Here is a 17,770-nt window from a genome sequence, read left to right on the forward strand (position 1 = left end):
GGTAAGAATGAACATATTATTTTTTCTGACAAAAGTTATTTATAACCCAATCAATACATTTAATATGAAAAATAGAAAAGATGTTTTTGTTTTTTTAGTTGTATAATGAAGTAAAAATTTACTTGATTTCTATCTAATATAATAAAAAAGCTAATTAGGGAAAATGAAATAGTAGTGGAATAAATTTAATATAAAGACAAATAGAATACCCTTGTATTTCAAGTTTTTATATGGTATTATAAACAAGTATCGAAAAAGGTACTTGTTTTGAGTATTTTTATCGAAGCAATGATTAATATGGTTTGGCGTCCACTGGGGACGAGGATTTTCCAATATGAAAATCTTAGAGGTTCAATGCCTCAGCAATCCACCATTGCCATGCTAGATGGGGAGTCAGCGGTGCCCTGTAACCTGCAATCCGCTATAGCAGGATTTAATTCCTCGCCTAGATATTAGTAATCTGTAGTCTGCCTTTTGTAAGTGGTGTTGATGACTGGGTCCCACGCAATGGAAGCCCATGAACCTCGTCAGGTCCGGAAGGAAGCAGCGATAAGTGGTCACTTTCATGTGCCGTGGATCAATCTGGTCTGAGCTAACTGCAGAAGTAACGTATGGAGAGCTAATAACAAAGCGAGGTGCATGGTTTATTTTGATGTTTGATTATATAATCAAGAAATTAAATTAGGTTATTCTTCAATAGGATTAACATAGGACAGACAATAGGATAAGAAAGTGAGGGCATTTCATTACGAAATACCCTCATTTTCTTTTGTTTTTTATTTTAAAGGAAATTTGATTAGGGTTTATTAACTGATAAGTTGCCCAAAACAAAAAATCTTTTATTACTTAACGATGTTTTTTAAGATTCCAATACCCTCGATTTCGCATTCAACTATATCACCAGCTTTTAAAAATTTTGGCGGATCAAAGCCCATACCTACACCAGCTGGAGTACCCATCGCAATTATAGTGCCAGCCTTTAAAGTAACTCCTTGAGATAGCTCATGAATTACATCTTCAATAGACGTGATCATAAGATCAGTTGTACTGTTTTGTCTTAATTCTCCATTGACTCTTGAGCAAATTTTGAGTACAGGTGGATTTGAAAATTGGTCTTTAGTAACTATACAAGGCCCCATAGGAGTGAAACCATCTAAGCTTTTACCGAAGTACCATTGTTTATGTCTTGTTTGAAGGTTTCTTGCACTTACATCGTTCATAATAGTATAACCAAATATATAATCATAAGCATCTTCTTTAGCTACATTTTTAGCATCCTTTTTAATTATAACAGCTAATTCAGCTTCATAATCTAGGCTGTCAACAATGTCAGCATAACTTGGAATAAAATCACCATCAGCAGTTGCTACATTCACTCTTTTTGAAAAATAAACTGCATAAGGTCTATCTCCGTCAAAGGCTTCCTTTTTATATCTTGCGGATTCTACCGCATGAGCCATGTAGTTGATACCTAAACAAATAACATCTTGTTTAGGATTTGGAATTGGAGCCATTATGGTGACAGTTTCAGTTGAAATAATTTCTTTAGACCCTGATTCAACAGCTGATCTTAAAAGATCCATTTCTTTATCAGTTATATTTTCTATTAAATCATTCATACAATTATAATTTTTTATTGGATAAATACCTTGCTCATCTTTTGTTAAAATTCCTATTTCCTCTTTGTTGTTGTGTTTAAAAGTTAAAAGTTTCATAATGCCCCCTTTTAATTAGTTAAGAGTTCACAGTTAACAGTTTTGGAATTTATAGTTTCTGATTTCCTGATTGTTAAGTGAACAATTAATTATCTTATTACTTATTTTGTTCTTATTAAGTCTATAAATGTGTAGTGAAGTCCGTTTTTTTCATCAGTGAATTTTTCTGATGTATATTCTGGTTTGAATTCGTTGTAGTTGATTTCTGGAAAGTAAGTGTCACCTTCGAAGTTTTCTTCTATTTGTGTTAAATAGATTTTATTTATGTAAGGAAGAAATTGTTCGTAAATTTCAGCTCCTCCAATTACAAACACTTCTTCATCGCATTTTGAATATTTTTCAACTAAGGAATTTAAATCATATTCAATTTCTACCATGTTTGAATCAACTTTGAAGTTTTGGTTTCTAGTTATGATTATATGTTTTCTATTTGGCAGAATTCCTGGTAGTGATTCAAAGGCTTTTCTTCCCATTATCATTTTTTTATCAGAAGTTATTCTTTTAAACCTTTTTAGATCTTCTGAAATATGCCATGGTAAGGTATTATTTATGCCTATTACATTATTTTTTGCAACAGCAACACTTATTGATAACATTAATATTCCTCCTTAAGAATTATACTGAGACTTCCATTTTTATTGCTTCATGATGTTTGTATTCTTCAAGCTTTATATCATCAGGGGTAAAATCGTAAAAGTCTTTAATTTCAGGATTAATCCATAACTTTGGTGCTCTATAAGCATCGTTTTTTCTGCTTAGCTGAATTTTCATTCCTTCAACTTGATTTTTGTAAATATGAGCGTTATTTATAACATGTGTAAATAATCCAGGTTTATGACCAGTAACTTGAGCTAGTAAATGAACTAATACAGCATATTGGCTTGTATTAAACGGAACACCAAGAGGCCAGTCTCCACTTCTTTGTACAAGCATACAGTTAAGCTTTCCATCTGTTACATCCCACATTGTAAGGAAGCAGCATGGATAAAGAGCACCGCCATCTAAATATGGTATTTGCCATAAATTAAGCATCATTCTTCTATCTTGAGGATTGTTTTTTAAAGCATCTATTAATTTATCTATTTGATTGAATTTTTTTACTACCCAGCCATAAGAAGTTCCAATGGTTCCATCCTCCATCATCCATTCATCCCAAATCTTTACGTTTTGTGCTTGAAGATCTTTTACACTATTTGATTGATCTTTAAAAATCCATAAAAGTTCTTTAACAGCAGTTTTAAAAGCTACAAATTTAGTCGTTAATATAGGAAATTCTTTTTCTAGATTAAATTGCATAATTTGATGTGGTAATTTATAAGTCGGCATTCCAGTTCTATTATTGTCGAAATATCCATTTTCTAATATATCATTAGCTATAGATAAATATTTATCATCATATAAGCTCATTTTGTGTATTCCTCCTATTTATTTGTTCTTAAAACTATAAAAAACAAGTTATTCTTCAATTATTTTAGCATATTAATATGAAGTTAACAAAGTTAATATTAAGTATATAAATTAATCCATTTACATGACATTATACTAATTGTGGTGTTAATGGTGTATAATAAAGTTATGTTTAATTTAAGAAAATAGAGAGGTGAAAGCCTGTGAGTTATAAAGCACTATATAGAGAGTGGAGACCTAGGATTTTTGAAGATGTTGTTGGCCAGGAACATATAACCACAACATTAAAGAATGAGATTATAAATGATAGAATAGCACATGCATATCTTTTTTGTGGAACAAGGGGAACAGGAAAAACTTCTACAGCAAAGGTAATGGCAAAGGCATTAAATTGTCTTAATCTGCAAAATGGTGAACCTTGCAATGAATGTGAAATGTGCAAAAAGGTAGATGAAGGGTTAGCGATTGATGTAACAGAACTTGATGCAGCTTCAAATAATGGTATTGATAAAATCAGGGATATTATAGATGATACTAAGTATCCTCCACAAGAAGCTAAATATAAAATATATATAATGGATGAGGTTCATATGCTTTCTGTAGGTGCGGTAAATGCATTTTTAAAGACATTGGAAGAACCTCCTAAGAATGTAATATTTATATTAGCAACAACAGATCCGCAAAAATTGCCTATAACAATTTTATCTAGATGTCAAAGATTCGATTTTAAGAGAATAAATCAAAAAGAAATTTCAAGTAGATTAAAGAAAATTACTGAAGCACAAAATATAGATTATGAACAAAAAAGCTTAGATTTAATTTCAAGAGTTTGTGATGGGGCTTTAAGAGATGCTGTAAGTATACTAGATCAAGCAATTGCAATGGGTGAAAATGAAATTAAATATGAAGATTTAGTAAGTATATTAGGCCTTGTAACTAATGAATATTTATTTGATATAACTTATGCAGTCATAGATAGAAGTATTGAAAAAGCAATGCTCATAATCGATAAATTAATGTATGCAGGTAAAGATATGCAATTGTTTATCAAGGATTTAATTGCTCATTTCAGAAATCTGCTCATGGTTAAAGTTACAAGCAATCCAGAGGAAGTTTTGGATATGTCCTTAGAGAATATAGCTATGGTTAGGGAACAAGGGCGTAAAATTAGAGTAGAAGAAATAATGAGGGCTATTAGAATACTTCAGGAAGCTGAAATAAATTCAAAAGCAAGTAAGCAAAGTAGATTATATTTAGAGCTTGCTATAATTAAAATGTGTAAAATTGAATATGATACATCAAATGAAGTAATATTATCAAGAATAAATAAATTAGAGGAAAATTTAAAAAACGGAAATATCCAGGTGGTTCAATCTGAAGGGGCAGATCAGGCTGTAAATTCCATAAATAAAACAGTTGATTCTAAACAAAGCAACGTAAGTCAAAATAGGATTACAGAGGCTGCTGCAAATAATGAAAAACCTAAATTTGCAGGAAATACGAATTCAACATTAACTCTTGATGATGTTGGAAGAGCTTGGACTGAAATCATAGAAGCATTTAAAGCAAAGCGTGCAATGATAGTTTATGCTTCAATTGTTACAGCAAAGCCATATAGTATTAAAAATGGAGTAGTTACTTTAGAATATGAAGCAATGTATGCCTTTAATAAACAAAGACTTGAAAAATCTGAATATAGGGAAGTTGTAAATAGTGTATTTTCTGAAATACTGAAGGAAAAAATAATGGTAGATTACATAGTAAGGAAAGATAATGAACATAAGGATAATGAAGAATTGTTAAAACAAGCTATAGATGGAATACCATTTCAGGTATATGAAGATTGATGAACTGTCAATTGCAGATTGTCAATTAAATAAAGTTGTTTTATAATTAAAAAATGATATTCAAGAAAGAGGAGGAATTTTTTTATGGCAAAAGGTGGATTTCCAGGCGGCTTTGGCGGAGCTAATATGAATAACCTTATGAAGCAAGCACAAAAGATGCAAAAGCAAATGGAAGATATGCAAAAGGAACTTGAAACAAAAGAATTTGAAGCATCAGTAGGTGGTGGCGCTGTAGTTGTTAAGGTAACTGGTAAAAAAGAAATAACAGCAATTAATATAAAACCTGAAGTTGTAGATGCAGATGATGTTGAAATGCTTGAAGACTTAGTAATGAGTGCAGTTAATGAAGCTTTAAGAAAAGCAGAAGAAGAAACTGCAAGTAAAATGGGTAAATTAACAGGTGGAATGCCAGGATTATTCTAAGAATTTTAGAAATAGTTATAATTATTTAGCATACAGTATTGTTTGGTTATCCTTCAAGCTGTATGCTTTTTATAGTATATATTATTATTCTATTAGTTAAAGATGAAACTGATATTTTTTCAGAATGGATACATAATAATTAATAATAAAGATTAAAGGAGAAATTCAAAATATGATGGACTTTTATCCAGTAGCCATAGAAAAATTAATTGAAGAGTTTGCTAAATTGCCAAGTATAGGGCAAAAGACTGCTCAAAGATTAACATTGCATATTTTAAATCTTCCAGATGAAGAAGTAAAAGAATTTGCAAAAGCGTTAATTCAAGCAAGGGGAACGATTAAATATTGCTCTATATGTGGAAATTTTACTGATAAAGATCCTTGTTCATTATGTTCTAATCCTAACAGGGATAAAAGTATTATATGTGTTGTTGAACAACCAAAGGACATTATGACAATGGAAAAGATTAAAGAATTTAATGGAGTATACCACGTATTACATGGAAATATATCACCAATGCAAGGAAGGGGACCTCAAGATATAAAAATTAGGGAGCTTGTTGCTAGAATGAATGAAGAGGTTAAAGAAGTGATACTTGCAACTAATCCTAATATTGAAGGAGAAGCAACTGCAATGTATATATCTAAAGTTCTTAAACCACTTGATATAAAGGTTACAAGAATAGCATCAGGAATACCTGTAGGCGGAGATTTAGAATATGCTGATGAAGTTACATTGTCTAAGGCATTAGAGGGAAGAAAAGAGATTTAAGAATTATTGTCATTATACATTATTAATTTTGTTCAAAACTTATGTCCAAATGAAGTTTAGGGACCTAAAATGTTAGGCCCCCGAAAAAGTGTTACACAGATGGGAGTTAGAAGTTTTATCTGATATGAGTGAAAAGTTTCTTATATGATATAGTATATGAAGCAAGTTGAAAGTTGATACAATTTTTTAAATATATATAAGCAAACATATGTATAATCCTTCCTTTATGTGGATAAAATAGTAATAAGAAGTTTTGGAGGGATTTACATGAATAAAAAAAATATTCTAGAATACCTGATGTATAAGACTGATAATCCGGTTATGTATGAAAAGTTATTGGAAGATATGGAAATTGCTAAGATGGAAATAAATGCAGCTAGAAGTATGTTTAACAATGTTAATGATGATGATTTAATAGAAGTAGCTATTTATTCAGAAAATGTTGCAAGAAAAAGATATGATTACTTATTATCTATAGCAAGGAAGAGAGGTATAAGCGTAGGAACTGATTATATAGTTGAAAGAAATGTACAAAGTATTAGATAAATAAAATATTGGGGGATTAAAAATGGAGGGACAAATTTTAATATATGGATTAATAGGAATAGCAATACTATTCTTAGTTACTAAATTGTTAAAATGGCCAATAAAAATAATCATAAATGGAATTGTGGGAGTTATTATATTATATGTAGTAAATTTCATAATTGCAAAGCTTAATTTACTTGGTATAAATATTAATTTTTCATTGGCAATTAATCCAATTACTGCTTTGATAGCAGGATTCTTTGGAGTTCCAGGTGTTATTGTATTAATTATAATTGGAGCATTTTTATAGTTTTCATTAGAGTAAACTTTAAAATTATAATATAAAAAAGGTCTGTATAAATTTGTAACGGGTTTACTTTAGAGGTGCAAACTTAAAAATTACAGACATTTTTGCAATGATTTTTACAACAAAAAACCTATGCTTTAACAACAGTTTTAGCATAGGTTTTTACATTTATTTAGTTACTGATGGACAATATAAGAATGTTGCGTCTTATCTTCATATACATTAACGTTTTTAATAAATAAAAAAAGCAGGCTGTACTCCTGCGTATTCTTTCAATATTCTATTGACTTTTACTATTATATTGCTATAATATTTCTGTATAACTATAACATATTAAATTTAATTATAACATACTATTGACTATAAGTCAATACAAATATTGATAATGAGGTGAGAAGAAAATTGAAGGAAAAGTTTTTTAATACTGGTAAAGTCAATCTTAATTATGCAGAAGGGCCCCAAAACGGGCCAGCATTATTATTGCTTCATGGTGGTTCTTCACGTTGGCAGTCCTTTGAACCTTTAATACCTGATTTACAAGATTCATGGCATATATACGCATTAGACTTAAGGGGACATGGTAAATCTGGTAGGATTCATAATGGTTATAGAATTCAAGACTATGTTCCTGATATAGAAGTATTTATTAAAGATTGTATCAAGCAACCCGCTATTATCTTTGGGCATTCTCTTGGGGGTATGATAGCCATAATGGTTGCATCAAGTAATCCAGAGGTTACTAAAGCAGTAATAATTGGCGATTCACCAATTTCAATTGAAGTTCTTAAAGAACATTCAGAGAAGCAGAAGGAAATGACCATTCTCTGGAGAGAGTTAGCAAAAACAAAATCCACAGAACATGTTATTACTAAATTAAAACAGATGCTTATACCAATTCCTAATAAGGAGGAGTTAGCACCTGCTTACAAAGTTTTTGGAGAAGATAATCCATGGTTCACATTTATGGCAGAAAATCTATCTCAAAATGACCCCGACATGTTAACTGCAATCATAGACAATTTTGACGATACCTATGCCCAATACCAGATAGATGAATTATTACCCCAAATAGAATGTCCTGTTTTAATACTACAAGGGAATCCTGACCTTGGTGGGTTAATAAGAGATATAGATATAAAACGCTCATTAAACTTATTACCAAATGTCCAACACATGAAAATAAATACTGTTGGACACGCTCTGCATATGCAAGACAAAGAGACTGTAAAAGATGCTATAATACCTTTTATGAAATCTTTATAGAATCACTATCGTCTATATCATAAGTGTAAGTATTTATTAATTAAACAGGGGCATTCTGTGCAGGTGTCCCTGTTTGCTTCGTAATAGATTACTATTGTATATATATTATAAACTAAATCTGTAGTCTTTTCCAATATAATGAAACAAATAAGAGTTAAGAAAAATATATTATATCATTGTAGTTAAACTGCTTATCCGTAATACCTATTCTCTGTGCAGGAGTTAGTACATCACCGTTACCACTCTTGAAAGCCCAACAGAAGTTATAAAATGTTCTTAAAATAGTTATGGCATACTGGGCGTATTTTGGATTGTAGTTAGAATATATGTAACTCTTTCCTTCACCTCTTGCTGTAACAAGTGGTCTTTCAAGTATGGATATGCTCCTTCTTATCTGATTGAAGAAAGCATTAATTGAGTGGCTGTTTACTCTTGCCAAGTAGTCGGCTACTTCATTTGAAGATTTATCTGCCAAATCAGTTATACAGTCCACATATCTAACTCCTTCATCAATGGAAGGTAAGGGGTGTTCTATGGGATTTTTACCCCATTTAGGATACCTCTTTCCGTCTTTAACTACATAGTCATAAAGGCTATGATAGTCTAATACTTCTGCTATCATTTGTTTTTGTATTTCAAAGGAAGATAGTCCTTTCTTTCCGTTATCCTTAACCCATTTTTTAAGTTCCCTCATAGCCTCCGTAAATAAGTTATAAGCCTCCCTTTTGGTTAAACTACGGTCTAACTTACAAAGGAAATAGTGAGATTGCTTATCTTTTATGGACTGCGTAAAAACCCTCATAATAGCGTCTATGAGTGAATTATCTTCATCAGAGATGAAGTTCCACTTGTTGCAGTTTATCATCTCTTTAATAAGCCAATAGTGTGCTACAGAGGTGTATTTTGAATTAGTGTGCATACCTTCTATGTAGTCTTTTCTTCTATTAAACTCGGAGAGCCTTAATTCATACTCTGATTTAGTTTCATCATCATTAGGGGTAGGAGGCTGTGGGGCATAAGGAAATCTCAATCTCTCATTCTTCCTTGCAAAACCGTATAGGTGGTCATCATGGTACTTAATTGTATCAGCCTCAATCTGCTCCTGTGTAATGTTAAAATCATAGGCTATGTCTGCTCTAAATACATACCTTGAATGCAGTTCGCTACTTGCTACAAGAAAGGTCTGAAATTTAGTGTCCTCAATGTCATAGTGAAGTCCACCTTTGCCTTTTCTTCTAACATTATTAAGGTAATATATCATCTTGTCAGTATTGAGCCATATCTTATCAAATTCTTTATTCTTAAAGGCTTTAGTTTCGTATTTTTCAAGAAATTCAAGGCACTTCCTATACAGCCACTCTAATTTGTGGTAATAAGTCTTTGGGCTTATATCAAGTATCTCACAAGTACGCTTAACAGGAGTTCTGCTTACGAGCAGTTCTGTAAATAAGGGTAGTACATCATTCTTATTTTGATTATAACTAAAATTTTCTCTTGCAGTAGGCAAGACATTAGTTATCTTCTTACAAGTCTTACATTGATACTTTTGTGAGTTACCTGTGCTTTTTCCTCTGCTATAAAAGGCTTTTTTATTATCAAAAGGGTTTTTATCAAAGTCTGAACAACCATCTTTATGAAAGATGTATTCTTCTTCTTTATCAACTACAGCATTTATAGTAATGAGCCTTTTAATTTCTTCTGCGATAGACCAGTTTGATACGCTTTCAGTTATGCAGTTCATGCTTATACATTCTGTATCTTTCACAACATCTTCATTACAGGCAAGACCTCTACTTACTCCACTACGGACACCAACTATCTTATATCTTGATGGTTTACTCTTAACATTTTCAAATTTCTGCTGTGGCATACCAAACCATTTACAGAAAGGATTGTTGCAGTAGTTCATTTGAATAGGGAAGGATTTTGACTGCTCTACAAGATGGGAAGGTGAAAAGATTAAATATCTATACTTCTTTCCAAAGTCTATAGGAGATAGAGCCTTATAGTCTTTATCCATCTGTTCTAATTCCTTATCGGGATAAGGGCATATCGTACTTACATCTAAAGAGGCTTCATTTGCTAATTCCTTTAGTTTAGGCAATTAAAAATCATCCTCCTCCACATCAGTAGTGTCCTTTGAGGCTTCATCACTATTAATACCAAATATAATTTCATTTATTTTCTTCTTGCTCCTACGACTATTGAGCCATTCTACAAAATCACTATCTTTTAATATGTTTTGTAGGAACATATCTACTACTTCATCTTCCTCATATTCAGTATATTTAGCATAATATTCAACAATAAGTTTAGTCTTACGAGAAATCTTGTAAGAAACATTCTCTTTATTAGTGTTTTTAGGCTTAATAAAATCCATAAGATACCTCCAAATGGAATATATGTTCCTATTTATATTATACCCTATTTGAAGAAAAACAACCAGTTTTTCAATCACTTTTGCATACATTTTTACACGCATTTTTGCAGGTGTAATAAATTTATTACATTAGTTTTTTCTGTTGCAAAAACCTATGAAAAAATGAGCATATTTTTATAACAAATTATCTTCAATCCATTGATTTAAGCCAAAACAAAAGAGTGCAAAAATTAATGTAATTTTGCACTCGAAATTTATTGTATTTTTTGTTTTTGCACCTCTAAAGTAAACCCGTTAATAAATTTGCAGATCTTTTTTATATTATATTTGTTAATTAAGTATTTTTGAGGTAATATTTAAGGTAGAAGGATTAAATTTCTATATTTAAAGTGAATAAGTATATGATAATTATCTAAATTAAGATAATTAATGTATTGTAGTTAGTAAATAGTTTTGATTTAAGTTCTTACAGTAAAGTCACATAGGATAAATGAATTATAAAAGAATAATTTATAAGAAGGGGCAATAGGAAGTGAAGAAGGAATTTATTAAAAAGCTTATAAGAGTATCGGTATTAGCATTAATAATAACAAATATGAGTTGTTTACCAGCATCTGCTAAGTGGGTAAAAGATTCTAAGAGTAATTGGAATTGGTTGGAGAATGATGTTAAGGCAACCAGTTGGAAGGAAATTGATAACAAGTGGTATTATTTTAGTGAAGATGGTGTAATGAAAACTGGATGGATTAAATTAAATGAAAAATGGTACAATTTATCAGATAGCGGAGTTATGGAAACAGGTTGGAAGAAAATTGGTGAAAAGTGGTATCATTTTAATTCAGATGGAATTATGAGTACCGGTTGGCTTAACGATAATGGTAATTTGTATTATATGAACTTTGCTGGCCAAATGGAAACTGGTACACTTGGGATTGATGGACAAGTTTATACCTTTTCAGAAGATGGAATATTAAAAAGCGGAAAGGAAACAATTGAAGTTAATTCAAAGGAGTTAAATAATGTAAAGACACTAGAGCCTAATAATTCAGAAAAAAATGATGATAAAAATCGCATTGGTTATGTTGTTACTAATGGTGATTTACTAAATGTTCGTTTAGAAGCGTCTACTACATCGGATATTATAGGTACTATAGCTAAAAACAAAGAAGTAAAAATTACAGGTGAGCAAAAAGATGGATTCTATCCTATGATTTTGAATAATAAAAGCGGCTGGGTAAGTACTCAATGGATTACTTTTGAAAAGCCAAAGGATTCACCAATGGTAGAAAATTCTGATTCAAAAGATAAACAATTAGATGCAACTCCTAAAGTTGATACATTTAAAGATTTAGAGGATGCTTCTTTAGCCAAAGGAGTAATAAGAGATAAAGCACCTGATTTAACTGATAAGCATTATTATTCGGATGAAAATATTTTTTATAAAGCAAAACTTTCTCCGCCATTCACTAGTGGTGGAAAAACTATAGTAGGAAACTGTACATGGTATGCATGGGGACGTGCATGGGAGATTACTGGTAGCAAACCAACTGAAGCAGGCTTTACAGGTGATGCTTGTGAATGGTGGAATGCAAATAAAAAAAGTGGAAAATATGAATATGGCTCTGAACCTAGAGTTGGTGCTATTGCAGTGTGGAAATCCACTTTGCCAAATTCTGATGGCAGTGGACACGTTGCAGTTGTTGAAAAGATTGAAAATAACAAAGTTTACATATCAGAATCTATGTGGCATGGTGTGACATTTAAATATAGGGAGATATATGAAACTAATCACTTATATGGATATATTTATCTGGACAAGCCTCAGCGCTAACATGTAATTTAGATTTTAGTAAAACTGAAACTTTAGATATTGAATAATATTTCAAAGGGGAGATAGATTAACTTCTTGAGTTTATAGCATGTTATGACTACTTTAAAGAATCATAGTGAAAAGAGGGTAAAATAATGAGTAAGATTAAAAGCTGGGGAATTATAGCAAGTATATGTGCGCTAATATTAACAATGACTCCAACATCATATGCTTATGCTAGAACAGCAGAAGTAAATATTCAGACTACAAGTAATAGTGAAAAAGTACGATTACAAGATGATTTTTATGAAGCAGTAAATAACGAATGGATGAATGCTACAAAAATTGAAGATGGGAAGTCAACAAATTCTACTTTTGATGAAATTCAAGAAAAAGTTAATAATCAAACAAAAGAAATAGTAACTCAGCTACTAAAGGATAAAGATAAATATCCAGTTAATAGTGATGAAAAGAAAATAGTTAATTTATATAATAATATTTTAAATGTAGAAGCTAGAAATAGTGAAGGGATAAAGCCAGTTCAAAAGATATTAGATGAAATTAGAGCTGTAAAAACAACGGAAGATATTGCAAAGTTATGGGAAAATAAAAATGTAGTTAACTCTACAATAAGATTTATGGTAGAAAGAGATATAAAAGATGCAAAAACTAACATATTGTATATTGACAGTACAGGGCTTAGTTTAGGTGATTCTGATGAGTACACAGATCCTACAGAGGAAACGGTAAAAAATAAAAAGTTAACTGAAGAGTACTATAATAAAATATTAATATTAAGTGGGTATTCAAAAGAGGAAGCAAAAATTAAAGTTGATAATATGTTTAAATTTGAAGGAATGATAGCACCATATATAATGGGAAAAAATAAGAAAGCAGCATCTTCAAATTTAACTGACGCTATGTATAATGTTTATACTATGGAGCAGCTTAATGATTTAGCACCTAATTTAAATTTGCCGTTAGTAATGAGTTCTTTAGGTATAGACAAAGCAAATAAAATTATTTTAGAGGAACCCAAGTGGTTAGAGGCTTTAAATAACATATATACACAGGAAAATGTACCAATTATAAAAAACTATATTGAAATAGTCAACTTGATTCACGCAGCAAATTATATAAGTGAGGATTTTGAAAAGGCAAATAAAGAATATGAAAGTAGTCTTTTAGGGATAAAAGGAACTGTTTCAAAGGAAAATGATGCTATTGATACAATAAATTCTTCTATGGGAATGGCTATTGGAAAGTTATATGCAGAAAGATACATTTCTCCTAAAGACAAAGAAGATGTAGAAAACATAACAAAAGAGATTATACAAACCTATAAAAAGAGAATTAATAATTTAGACTGGATGAGTTCATCAACCAAGAAGAATGCAATTGAAAAGTTAGATAAAATGAAGGTAAAGATAGGATACCCTGAAAATTGGCTTAACTACTCAAAAGTAAATATTAAATCCTATGAAGAAGGCGGTTCACTATTCGAGAATATGATGAATTTAAGAAGTTTTTCTAATGAACGTGTGTTTAGCAAAATAAATAAGCAAATGGATCAATTAAAAGAAAGCTTTACGCCACAGACCGTCAATGCTTTTTACAGTGCAAATGAAAATTCAATCATAATTCCAGGAGGGCTTATTCAAGGACATTTTTACAATCCTAATGGAAGTGTAGAAGAAAATTTAGGTGGAATCGGGGCTATTATAGGTCATGAAATCAGTCATGCATTCGATAATACAGGAGCTTTATATGATGCAGATGGAAACTTGAATGATTGGTGGAGTGCAGAAGATTATGCCAAGTTTAAGGAAAAAGCTATAAAAATAGCGCAATTCTATAGTCTTATAGAGGCATTACCAGGAGAAAAAATTAATGGTTATCGTACTGTGGGAGAAAATATTGCAGATATTGGAGGAGTATCTTGCCTAATTGACATATTATCTACTATGGATAATGCAAATTATAAAGTATTCTTCGAAAGTTATGCAGCAACTTGGCGTCAACTATCAACAAAAGAGTATGATGAATACGTACTACTCTTAGATGATCATTCTCCTAATAAATTTAGAGTAAATGCAGTTTTGACACAATTTCAAAAATTTTATGATACCTATGGAATAAAAGAGAATGATGGAATGTATATTAGCCCTGAATATAGGTTGGGAATTTGGTAAAAAGGTTTAGATATAGTAAGAATTTAAGTATAGATAATTTTTATTAAGTGTCTATACTTAAATTATTTTAAGTGAGCTTCATCTACTAAAAGAAGTTTATATTTTGTTTTTAGATATAATATATTAATTTGACATAGATATATTTTAAGTTAATATTAAATATAGAAATTAAAAGTTAAAAGGAGCAGTGAATTTATATGCCAGCTGGGAATGGAGTAAATTGTGCAGATTGCGTTGAATTAAAACAAGAAAAATGTGATGGTAAAGATTTAACTTGTTTATGTTATAAGTGTCCAAGACAATTAGCGCAGTGTATGTGTGTTAAATATTGTAGAGAAACAGAATCAGTATTGTATTTCGATGATTATGACAATAATAATTAAGTTTTTTTGGTTAAAATACTAAAAATGAAAAGAAATTAGCTTTAAAATATATAAAAATTAAGAACTGTTATTTATTGAACAAGTTTAAGTTTTCAATGAATAACAGTTTTTAGCTTTTGAAATTATAATCCAAGTTGTGTACCACATATAATTCTTAGGATTACTTTTTACTCCTTGTAATCTTAAACCGTAAACATATTTTTCTCTGCCTCCTACATTTTTATTTGTAGCAGTTAGATTTAGAATTTTTTGCATTTTATTGAAATTACCTATGGCAAGTTCTAGATTGGTTTTATTTAAAGGTGAAATAATCAATCTATCAGTATCTATTTTTAACATGACTAATGCCTCCTTTTTATTCAATATTATACTATGAAGAGAATTTATTTAGGTTATTTCGAGGATTTGAATATTTATATAAAATATTGTTCTGTTAACGTATAATGAGATTCATAATAAAGAATGAAAATGCAAATTATTAACAAAATATAACGTACAACATGTTATTTTCGTTAATTTTATTTTGCTTAATTAAAAGAAAATATTGACACTCGTCGATAATAATATTATTATTATAATATTAAATTATGAATAAGTTAAATATTATTGAAAAAAAATTAAATATTGATAAAATGAAGAATAACAAAGGAGTTATTAGGCAGTTGAAGTGTGTTTAATGACTCCATTCGTATGTGAAACATTTTTAGAATTATGGAACCGCTTTCTGCAAGTGGCTATATATGGCGGAGTTTGAAATAAATTTTTTAGTAATTTAAGTTTTATGTTAATTATTAAAATTATTATAAATATATATATTATTATAGACAAAGAAGGAGAGAAACACATGTTAAAATATATTGGAAAAAGATTTTTCGTAAGTCTGCTAACAATATGGGTTGTAATAACAGCAACGTTTTTTCTAATGAGACTTATGCCAGGAGGTCCGTTTGATGGGGACAAGTTAACTCCACAAGTTAAAGCAAATATGGAAGCTAAATATGGAATAGATAAACCATTAATCGAGCAATATACCATGTATTTAGGAAATTTAGTTCAAGGTGATTTAGGTGAATCGATGGTTTTTGAAGGAAGAGGGGTAGCAGATACAATAGGAAAATCGTTCCCAGCTTCAGCAGAGTTAGGTATAATTGCAGTAATTATTGCTATAGTGGGCGGTATACTTTTAGGAACACTTGCAGCACTTAAAAATGGAAAATGGCCAGATAAAGTAGTAGTATTTTTGGCAACACTTTGTATTACAATACCTAGTTTTGTAATTGGTGCAGTTTTAATCTATGTTTTAGGTGTTGAGTTCGAATTATTACCTCCAACAGGTTTTGGTGAGTGGAAAAATGATATAATGCCATGTATGGCCTTATCAGCAGCATCATTATCATTTATTACAAGACTTACAAGAAGTAAGCTTATAGATGTTTTAAAATCAGATTATATAAGAACTGCAAAAGCCAAGGGATTAAGCAAAAAGACAATTATATTTAAACATGCATTAAGAAATTCATTAATCCCAATAGTTACATATGTTGGACCATTAGTAGCTAGTATATTAACAGGAGGATTTGTAACAGAAAAGATTTTTGCAATTCCTGGACTTGGTAATGAATTTGTACAATCAGTTACTAACAGAGATTATAGTATGTTGCTTGGAGTAACAATATTCTATTGTACTATGCTTATATTCTTTACTTTCTTAGTAGATATATTATATGTTCTAATTGATCCAAGAATAAAATTGCAAGATGCGGAAGTTTAGGGGGGAAAATAAAAATGGAAAATGGATTAAAAATCGATAAGGAATTATTTGCTCCTCTAAGTGCAGAAGAAAAGAAAGTTAATGCAATGGTTAGACCGAGTGTTGGCTATTGGAAAGATGCTTGGAATAGATTAGCAAAGGATAAAATAGCACTAATATCATTGATAGCAATAATAGCTATAATTGGAGCAGCTATTTTTGTTCCAATTTTATCTAAATATGACTATGCAGCAAATGATTTAACACAAACTTATTTAAAACCTTCAGCAGAGCATTGGTTTGGAACAGATAATCTTGGAAGAGATTTATTTGTTAGAAATTTTTATGGAGCTAGATATTCACTAATTATTGCTGTTTTAGCAGCTGTAATAAATTTATGCATTGGAGTTATATATGGTGGAGTTGCTGGTTTCTTTGGAGGTTTAGTAGATAGCATATTAATGAGAATAGTAGATGTTTTATCTTCAATTCCAATGACTATATATGTAATAATATTTATGGCAATTTTAAATAAGCCAGGAGCAGCTGGAGGCGGAGGTCTTCTTACAATTGTATTAGGACTTTCTATAACATATTGGATAGGAATGGCGAGAATCGTAAGAGGAGATGTACTTCAATTAAAACAACAAGAATTTGTTCTTGCTGCAAAATCATTAGGTGCATCAAATGGTAGAATATTAATAAGACACTTAATTCCAAACTGTATCGGATCAATAATGGTTACATTAACATTGTTAATTCCAGAAGCTGTATTTACAGAAGCATTTTTAAGCTTTATTGGGCTTGGAATTGCAGCACCAAGAGCATCTCTTGGAACATTAGCTAATGAAGCAATGCAAGGTATTTATACATATCCATACCAATTATTTTTTCCGGCTGGAATAATATGTATCATAATATTAGCATTTAACCTTTTAGGTGACGGATTAAGTCAAGCATTAGATCCTAAGAACAAGAGATAGGAGGAAGAAA

General features: G+C 30.5%; 17 protein-coding genes and 1 other RNA gene. 12 read left to right on the forward strand and 6 right to left on the reverse strand.

Going from position 1 to position 17,770, the window contains the following annotated elements; translation table 11 throughout:
• Positions 1–376 precede the first annotated feature (376 nt).
• Positions 377–643, forward strand: an RNA gene (ffs, locus tag GXK56_RS11190) — signal recognition particle sRNA large type.
• A gap of 199 nt (positions 644–842) precedes the next feature.
• Here ffs and GXK56_RS11195 read toward each other — a convergent pair.
• The 3 genes from GXK56_RS11195 to GXK56_RS11205 form a co-directional block, all read right to left on the reverse strand.
• Positions 843–1,715 (reverse strand): fumarylacetoacetate hydrolase family protein, encoded by an 873-nt coding sequence (locus GXK56_RS11195; protein ID WP_160687548.1) that lies wholly within the window; start codon positions 1,713–1,715, stop codon positions 843–845.
• Between the two features lie 101 nt (positions 1,716–1,816).
• The gene (locus GXK56_RS11200; protein WP_160687549.1) at positions 1,817–2,311 is read right to left on the reverse strand and encodes a dihydrofolate reductase; all 495 of its coding nucleotides are present in this window, start codon (positions 2,309–2,311) and stop codon (positions 1,817–1,819) included.
• A gap of 19 nt (positions 2,312–2,330) precedes the next feature.
• The gene (locus GXK56_RS11205) at positions 2,331–3,122 is read right to left on the reverse strand and encodes a thymidylate synthase (RefSeq protein WP_160687550.1); all 792 of its coding nucleotides are present in this window, start codon (positions 3,120–3,122) and stop codon (positions 2,331–2,333) included.
• A 203-nt stretch (positions 3,123–3,325) separates the two neighbouring features.
• Here GXK56_RS11205 and dnaX point away from each other — a divergent pair, with 203 nt between their 5' ends.
• The 6 genes from dnaX to GXK56_RS11235 all read left to right on the forward strand — a co-directional run bounded on the left by dnaX (position 3,326) and on the right by GXK56_RS11235 (position 8,262).
• Complete coding sequence (dnaX, locus tag GXK56_RS11210; RefSeq protein WP_160687551.1) at positions 3,326–4,969, forward strand: DNA polymerase III subunit gamma/tau; 1,644 nt, start codon at positions 3,326–3,328, stop codon at positions 4,967–4,969.
• A gap of 84 nt (positions 4,970–5,053) precedes the next feature.
• Positions 5,054–5,392 carry a YbaB/EbfC family nucleoid-associated protein gene (locus GXK56_RS11215; protein ID WP_160687552.1) on the forward strand — a complete coding sequence of 113 codons (339 nt, stop codon included), beginning with the start codon at positions 5,054–5,056 and terminating at the stop codon, positions 5,390–5,392.
• Positions 5,393–5,567: 175 nt separating this feature from the next.
• Positions 5,568–6,164, forward strand: a complete 597-nt coding sequence (gene recR / locus GXK56_RS11220; protein ID WP_160687595.1) for a recombination mediator RecR — start codon at positions 5,568–5,570, stop codon at positions 6,162–6,164.
• A gap of 267 nt (positions 6,165–6,431) precedes the next feature.
• On the forward strand, positions 6,432–6,710 hold the full coding sequence (locus GXK56_RS11225) for a YaaL family protein (RefSeq protein WP_160687553.1): 279 nt from the start codon (positions 6,432–6,434) through the stop codon (positions 6,708–6,710).
• A gap of 22 nt (positions 6,711–6,732) precedes the next feature.
• Positions 6,733–7,002: a pro-sigmaK processing inhibitor BofA family protein gene (locus GXK56_RS11230; RefSeq protein WP_160687554.1), complete on the forward strand. Its 270-nt coding sequence runs from the start codon at positions 6,733–6,735 to the stop codon at positions 7,000–7,002.
• Positions 7,003–7,401: 399 nt separating this feature from the next.
• Complete coding sequence (locus GXK56_RS11235) at positions 7,402–8,262, forward strand: alpha/beta hydrolase (RefSeq protein WP_160687555.1); 861 nt, start codon at positions 7,402–7,404, stop codon at positions 8,260–8,262.
• A gap of 154 nt (positions 8,263–8,416) precedes the next feature.
• Here the strand turns inward: GXK56_RS11235 and GXK56_RS11240 are convergent, their stop codons facing one another.
• On the reverse strand, positions 8,417–10,366 hold the full coding sequence (locus tag GXK56_RS11240; RefSeq protein WP_202127866.1) for an insertion element protein: 1,950 nt from the start codon (positions 10,364–10,366) through the stop codon (positions 8,417–8,419).
• Positions 10,367–10,642, reverse strand: a complete 276-nt coding sequence (locus tag GXK56_RS11245; protein ID WP_160687556.1) for a hypothetical protein — start codon at positions 10,640–10,642, stop codon at positions 10,367–10,369.
• A 532-nt stretch (positions 10,643–11,174) separates the two neighbouring features.
• Here GXK56_RS11245 and GXK56_RS11250 point away from each other — a divergent pair.
• The 3 genes from GXK56_RS11250 to GXK56_RS11260 all read left to right on the forward strand — a co-directional run bounded on the left by GXK56_RS11250 (position 11,175) and on the right by GXK56_RS11260 (position 15,027).
• The gene (locus tag GXK56_RS11250; RefSeq protein WP_160687557.1) at positions 11,175–12,473 is read left to right on the forward strand and encodes a CHAP domain-containing protein; all 1,299 of its coding nucleotides are present in this window, start codon (positions 11,175–11,177) and stop codon (positions 12,471–12,473) included.
• A gap of 134 nt (positions 12,474–12,607) precedes the next feature.
• The gene (locus tag GXK56_RS11255; protein ID WP_160687558.1) at positions 12,608–14,644 is read left to right on the forward strand and encodes a M13 family metallopeptidase; all 2,037 of its coding nucleotides are present in this window, start codon (positions 12,608–12,610) and stop codon (positions 14,642–14,644) included.
• Between the two features lie 197 nt (positions 14,645–14,841).
• A complete protein-coding gene (locus tag GXK56_RS11260) occupies positions 14,842–15,027 on the forward strand; it encodes a hypothetical protein (protein WP_160687559.1) in 186 nt (61 codons plus the stop codon).
• A gap of 84 nt (positions 15,028–15,111) precedes the next feature.
• Here GXK56_RS11260 and GXK56_RS11265 read toward each other — a convergent pair whose 3' ends face one another.
• A complete protein-coding gene (locus GXK56_RS11265; RefSeq protein ID WP_160687560.1) occupies positions 15,112–15,366 on the reverse strand; it encodes a hypothetical protein in 255 nt (84 codons plus the stop codon).
• A gap of 505 nt (positions 15,367–15,871) precedes the next feature.
• Between GXK56_RS11265 and GXK56_RS11270 the strand changes: the two genes are divergently transcribed.
• A complete protein-coding gene (locus GXK56_RS11270) occupies positions 15,872–16,798 on the forward strand; it encodes an ABC transporter permease (RefSeq protein ID WP_160687561.1) in 927 nt (308 codons plus the stop codon).
• A gap of 14 nt (positions 16,799–16,812) precedes the next feature.
• Complete coding sequence (locus GXK56_RS11275) at positions 16,813–17,760, forward strand: ABC transporter permease (RefSeq protein ID WP_160687562.1); 948 nt, start codon at positions 16,813–16,815, stop codon at positions 17,758–17,760.
• Positions 17,761–17,770 lie beyond the last annotated feature (10 nt).

Origin of the sequence: Clostridium sp. C2-6-12 (genome assembly GCF_009928485.1) — a bacterium.
Classification (GTDB): domain Bacteria; phylum Bacillota; class Clostridia; order Clostridiales; family Clostridiaceae; genus Clostridium.

Excerpts from the sequence above, each read along its gene's own strand:
- GXK56_RS11195 (WP_160687548.1), bottom strand. The coding sequence starts at position 1,715 with ATGAAACTTTTAACTTTTAAACACAACAACAAAGAGGAAATAGGAATT.
- GXK56_RS11200 (WP_160687549.1), bottom strand. The coding sequence starts at position 2,311 with ATGTTATCAATAAGTGTTGCTGTTGCAAAAAATAATGTAATAGGCATA.
- GXK56_RS11205 (WP_160687550.1), bottom strand. The coding sequence starts at position 3,122 with ATGAGCTTATATGATGATAAATATTTATCTATAGCTAATGATATATTA.
- GXK56_RS11215 (WP_160687552.1), top strand. The coding sequence starts at position 5,054 with ATGGCAAAAGGTGGATTTCCAGGCGGCTTTGGCGGAGCTAATATGAAT.
- recR (WP_160687595.1), top strand. The coding sequence starts at position 5,568 with ATGGACTTTTATCCAGTAGCCATAGAAAAATTAATTGAAGAGTTTGCT.
- GXK56_RS11225 (WP_160687553.1), top strand. The coding sequence starts at position 6,432 with ATGAATAAAAAAAATATTCTAGAATACCTGATGTATAAGACTGATAAT.
- GXK56_RS11230 (WP_160687554.1), top strand. The coding sequence starts at position 6,733 with ATGGAGGGACAAATTTTAATATATGGATTAATAGGAATAGCAATACTA.
- GXK56_RS11245 (WP_160687556.1), bottom strand. The coding sequence starts at position 10,642 with ATGGATTTTATTAAGCCTAAAAACACTAATAAAGAGAATGTTTCTTAC.
- GXK56_RS11255 (WP_160687558.1), top strand. The coding sequence starts at position 12,608 with ATGAGTAAGATTAAAAGCTGGGGAATTATAGCAAGTATATGTGCGCTA.
- GXK56_RS11260 (WP_160687559.1), top strand. The coding sequence starts at position 14,842 with ATGCCAGCTGGGAATGGAGTAAATTGTGCAGATTGCGTTGAATTAAAA.
- GXK56_RS11265 (WP_160687560.1), bottom strand. The coding sequence starts at position 15,366 with ATGTTAAAAATAGATACTGATAGATTGATTATTTCACCTTTAAATAAA.
- GXK56_RS11270 (WP_160687561.1), top strand. The coding sequence starts at position 15,872 with ATGTTAAAATATATTGGAAAAAGATTTTTCGTAAGTCTGCTAACAATA.
- GXK56_RS11275 (WP_160687562.1), top strand. The coding sequence starts at position 16,813 with ATGGAAAATGGATTAAAAATCGATAAGGAATTATTTGCTCCTCTAAGT.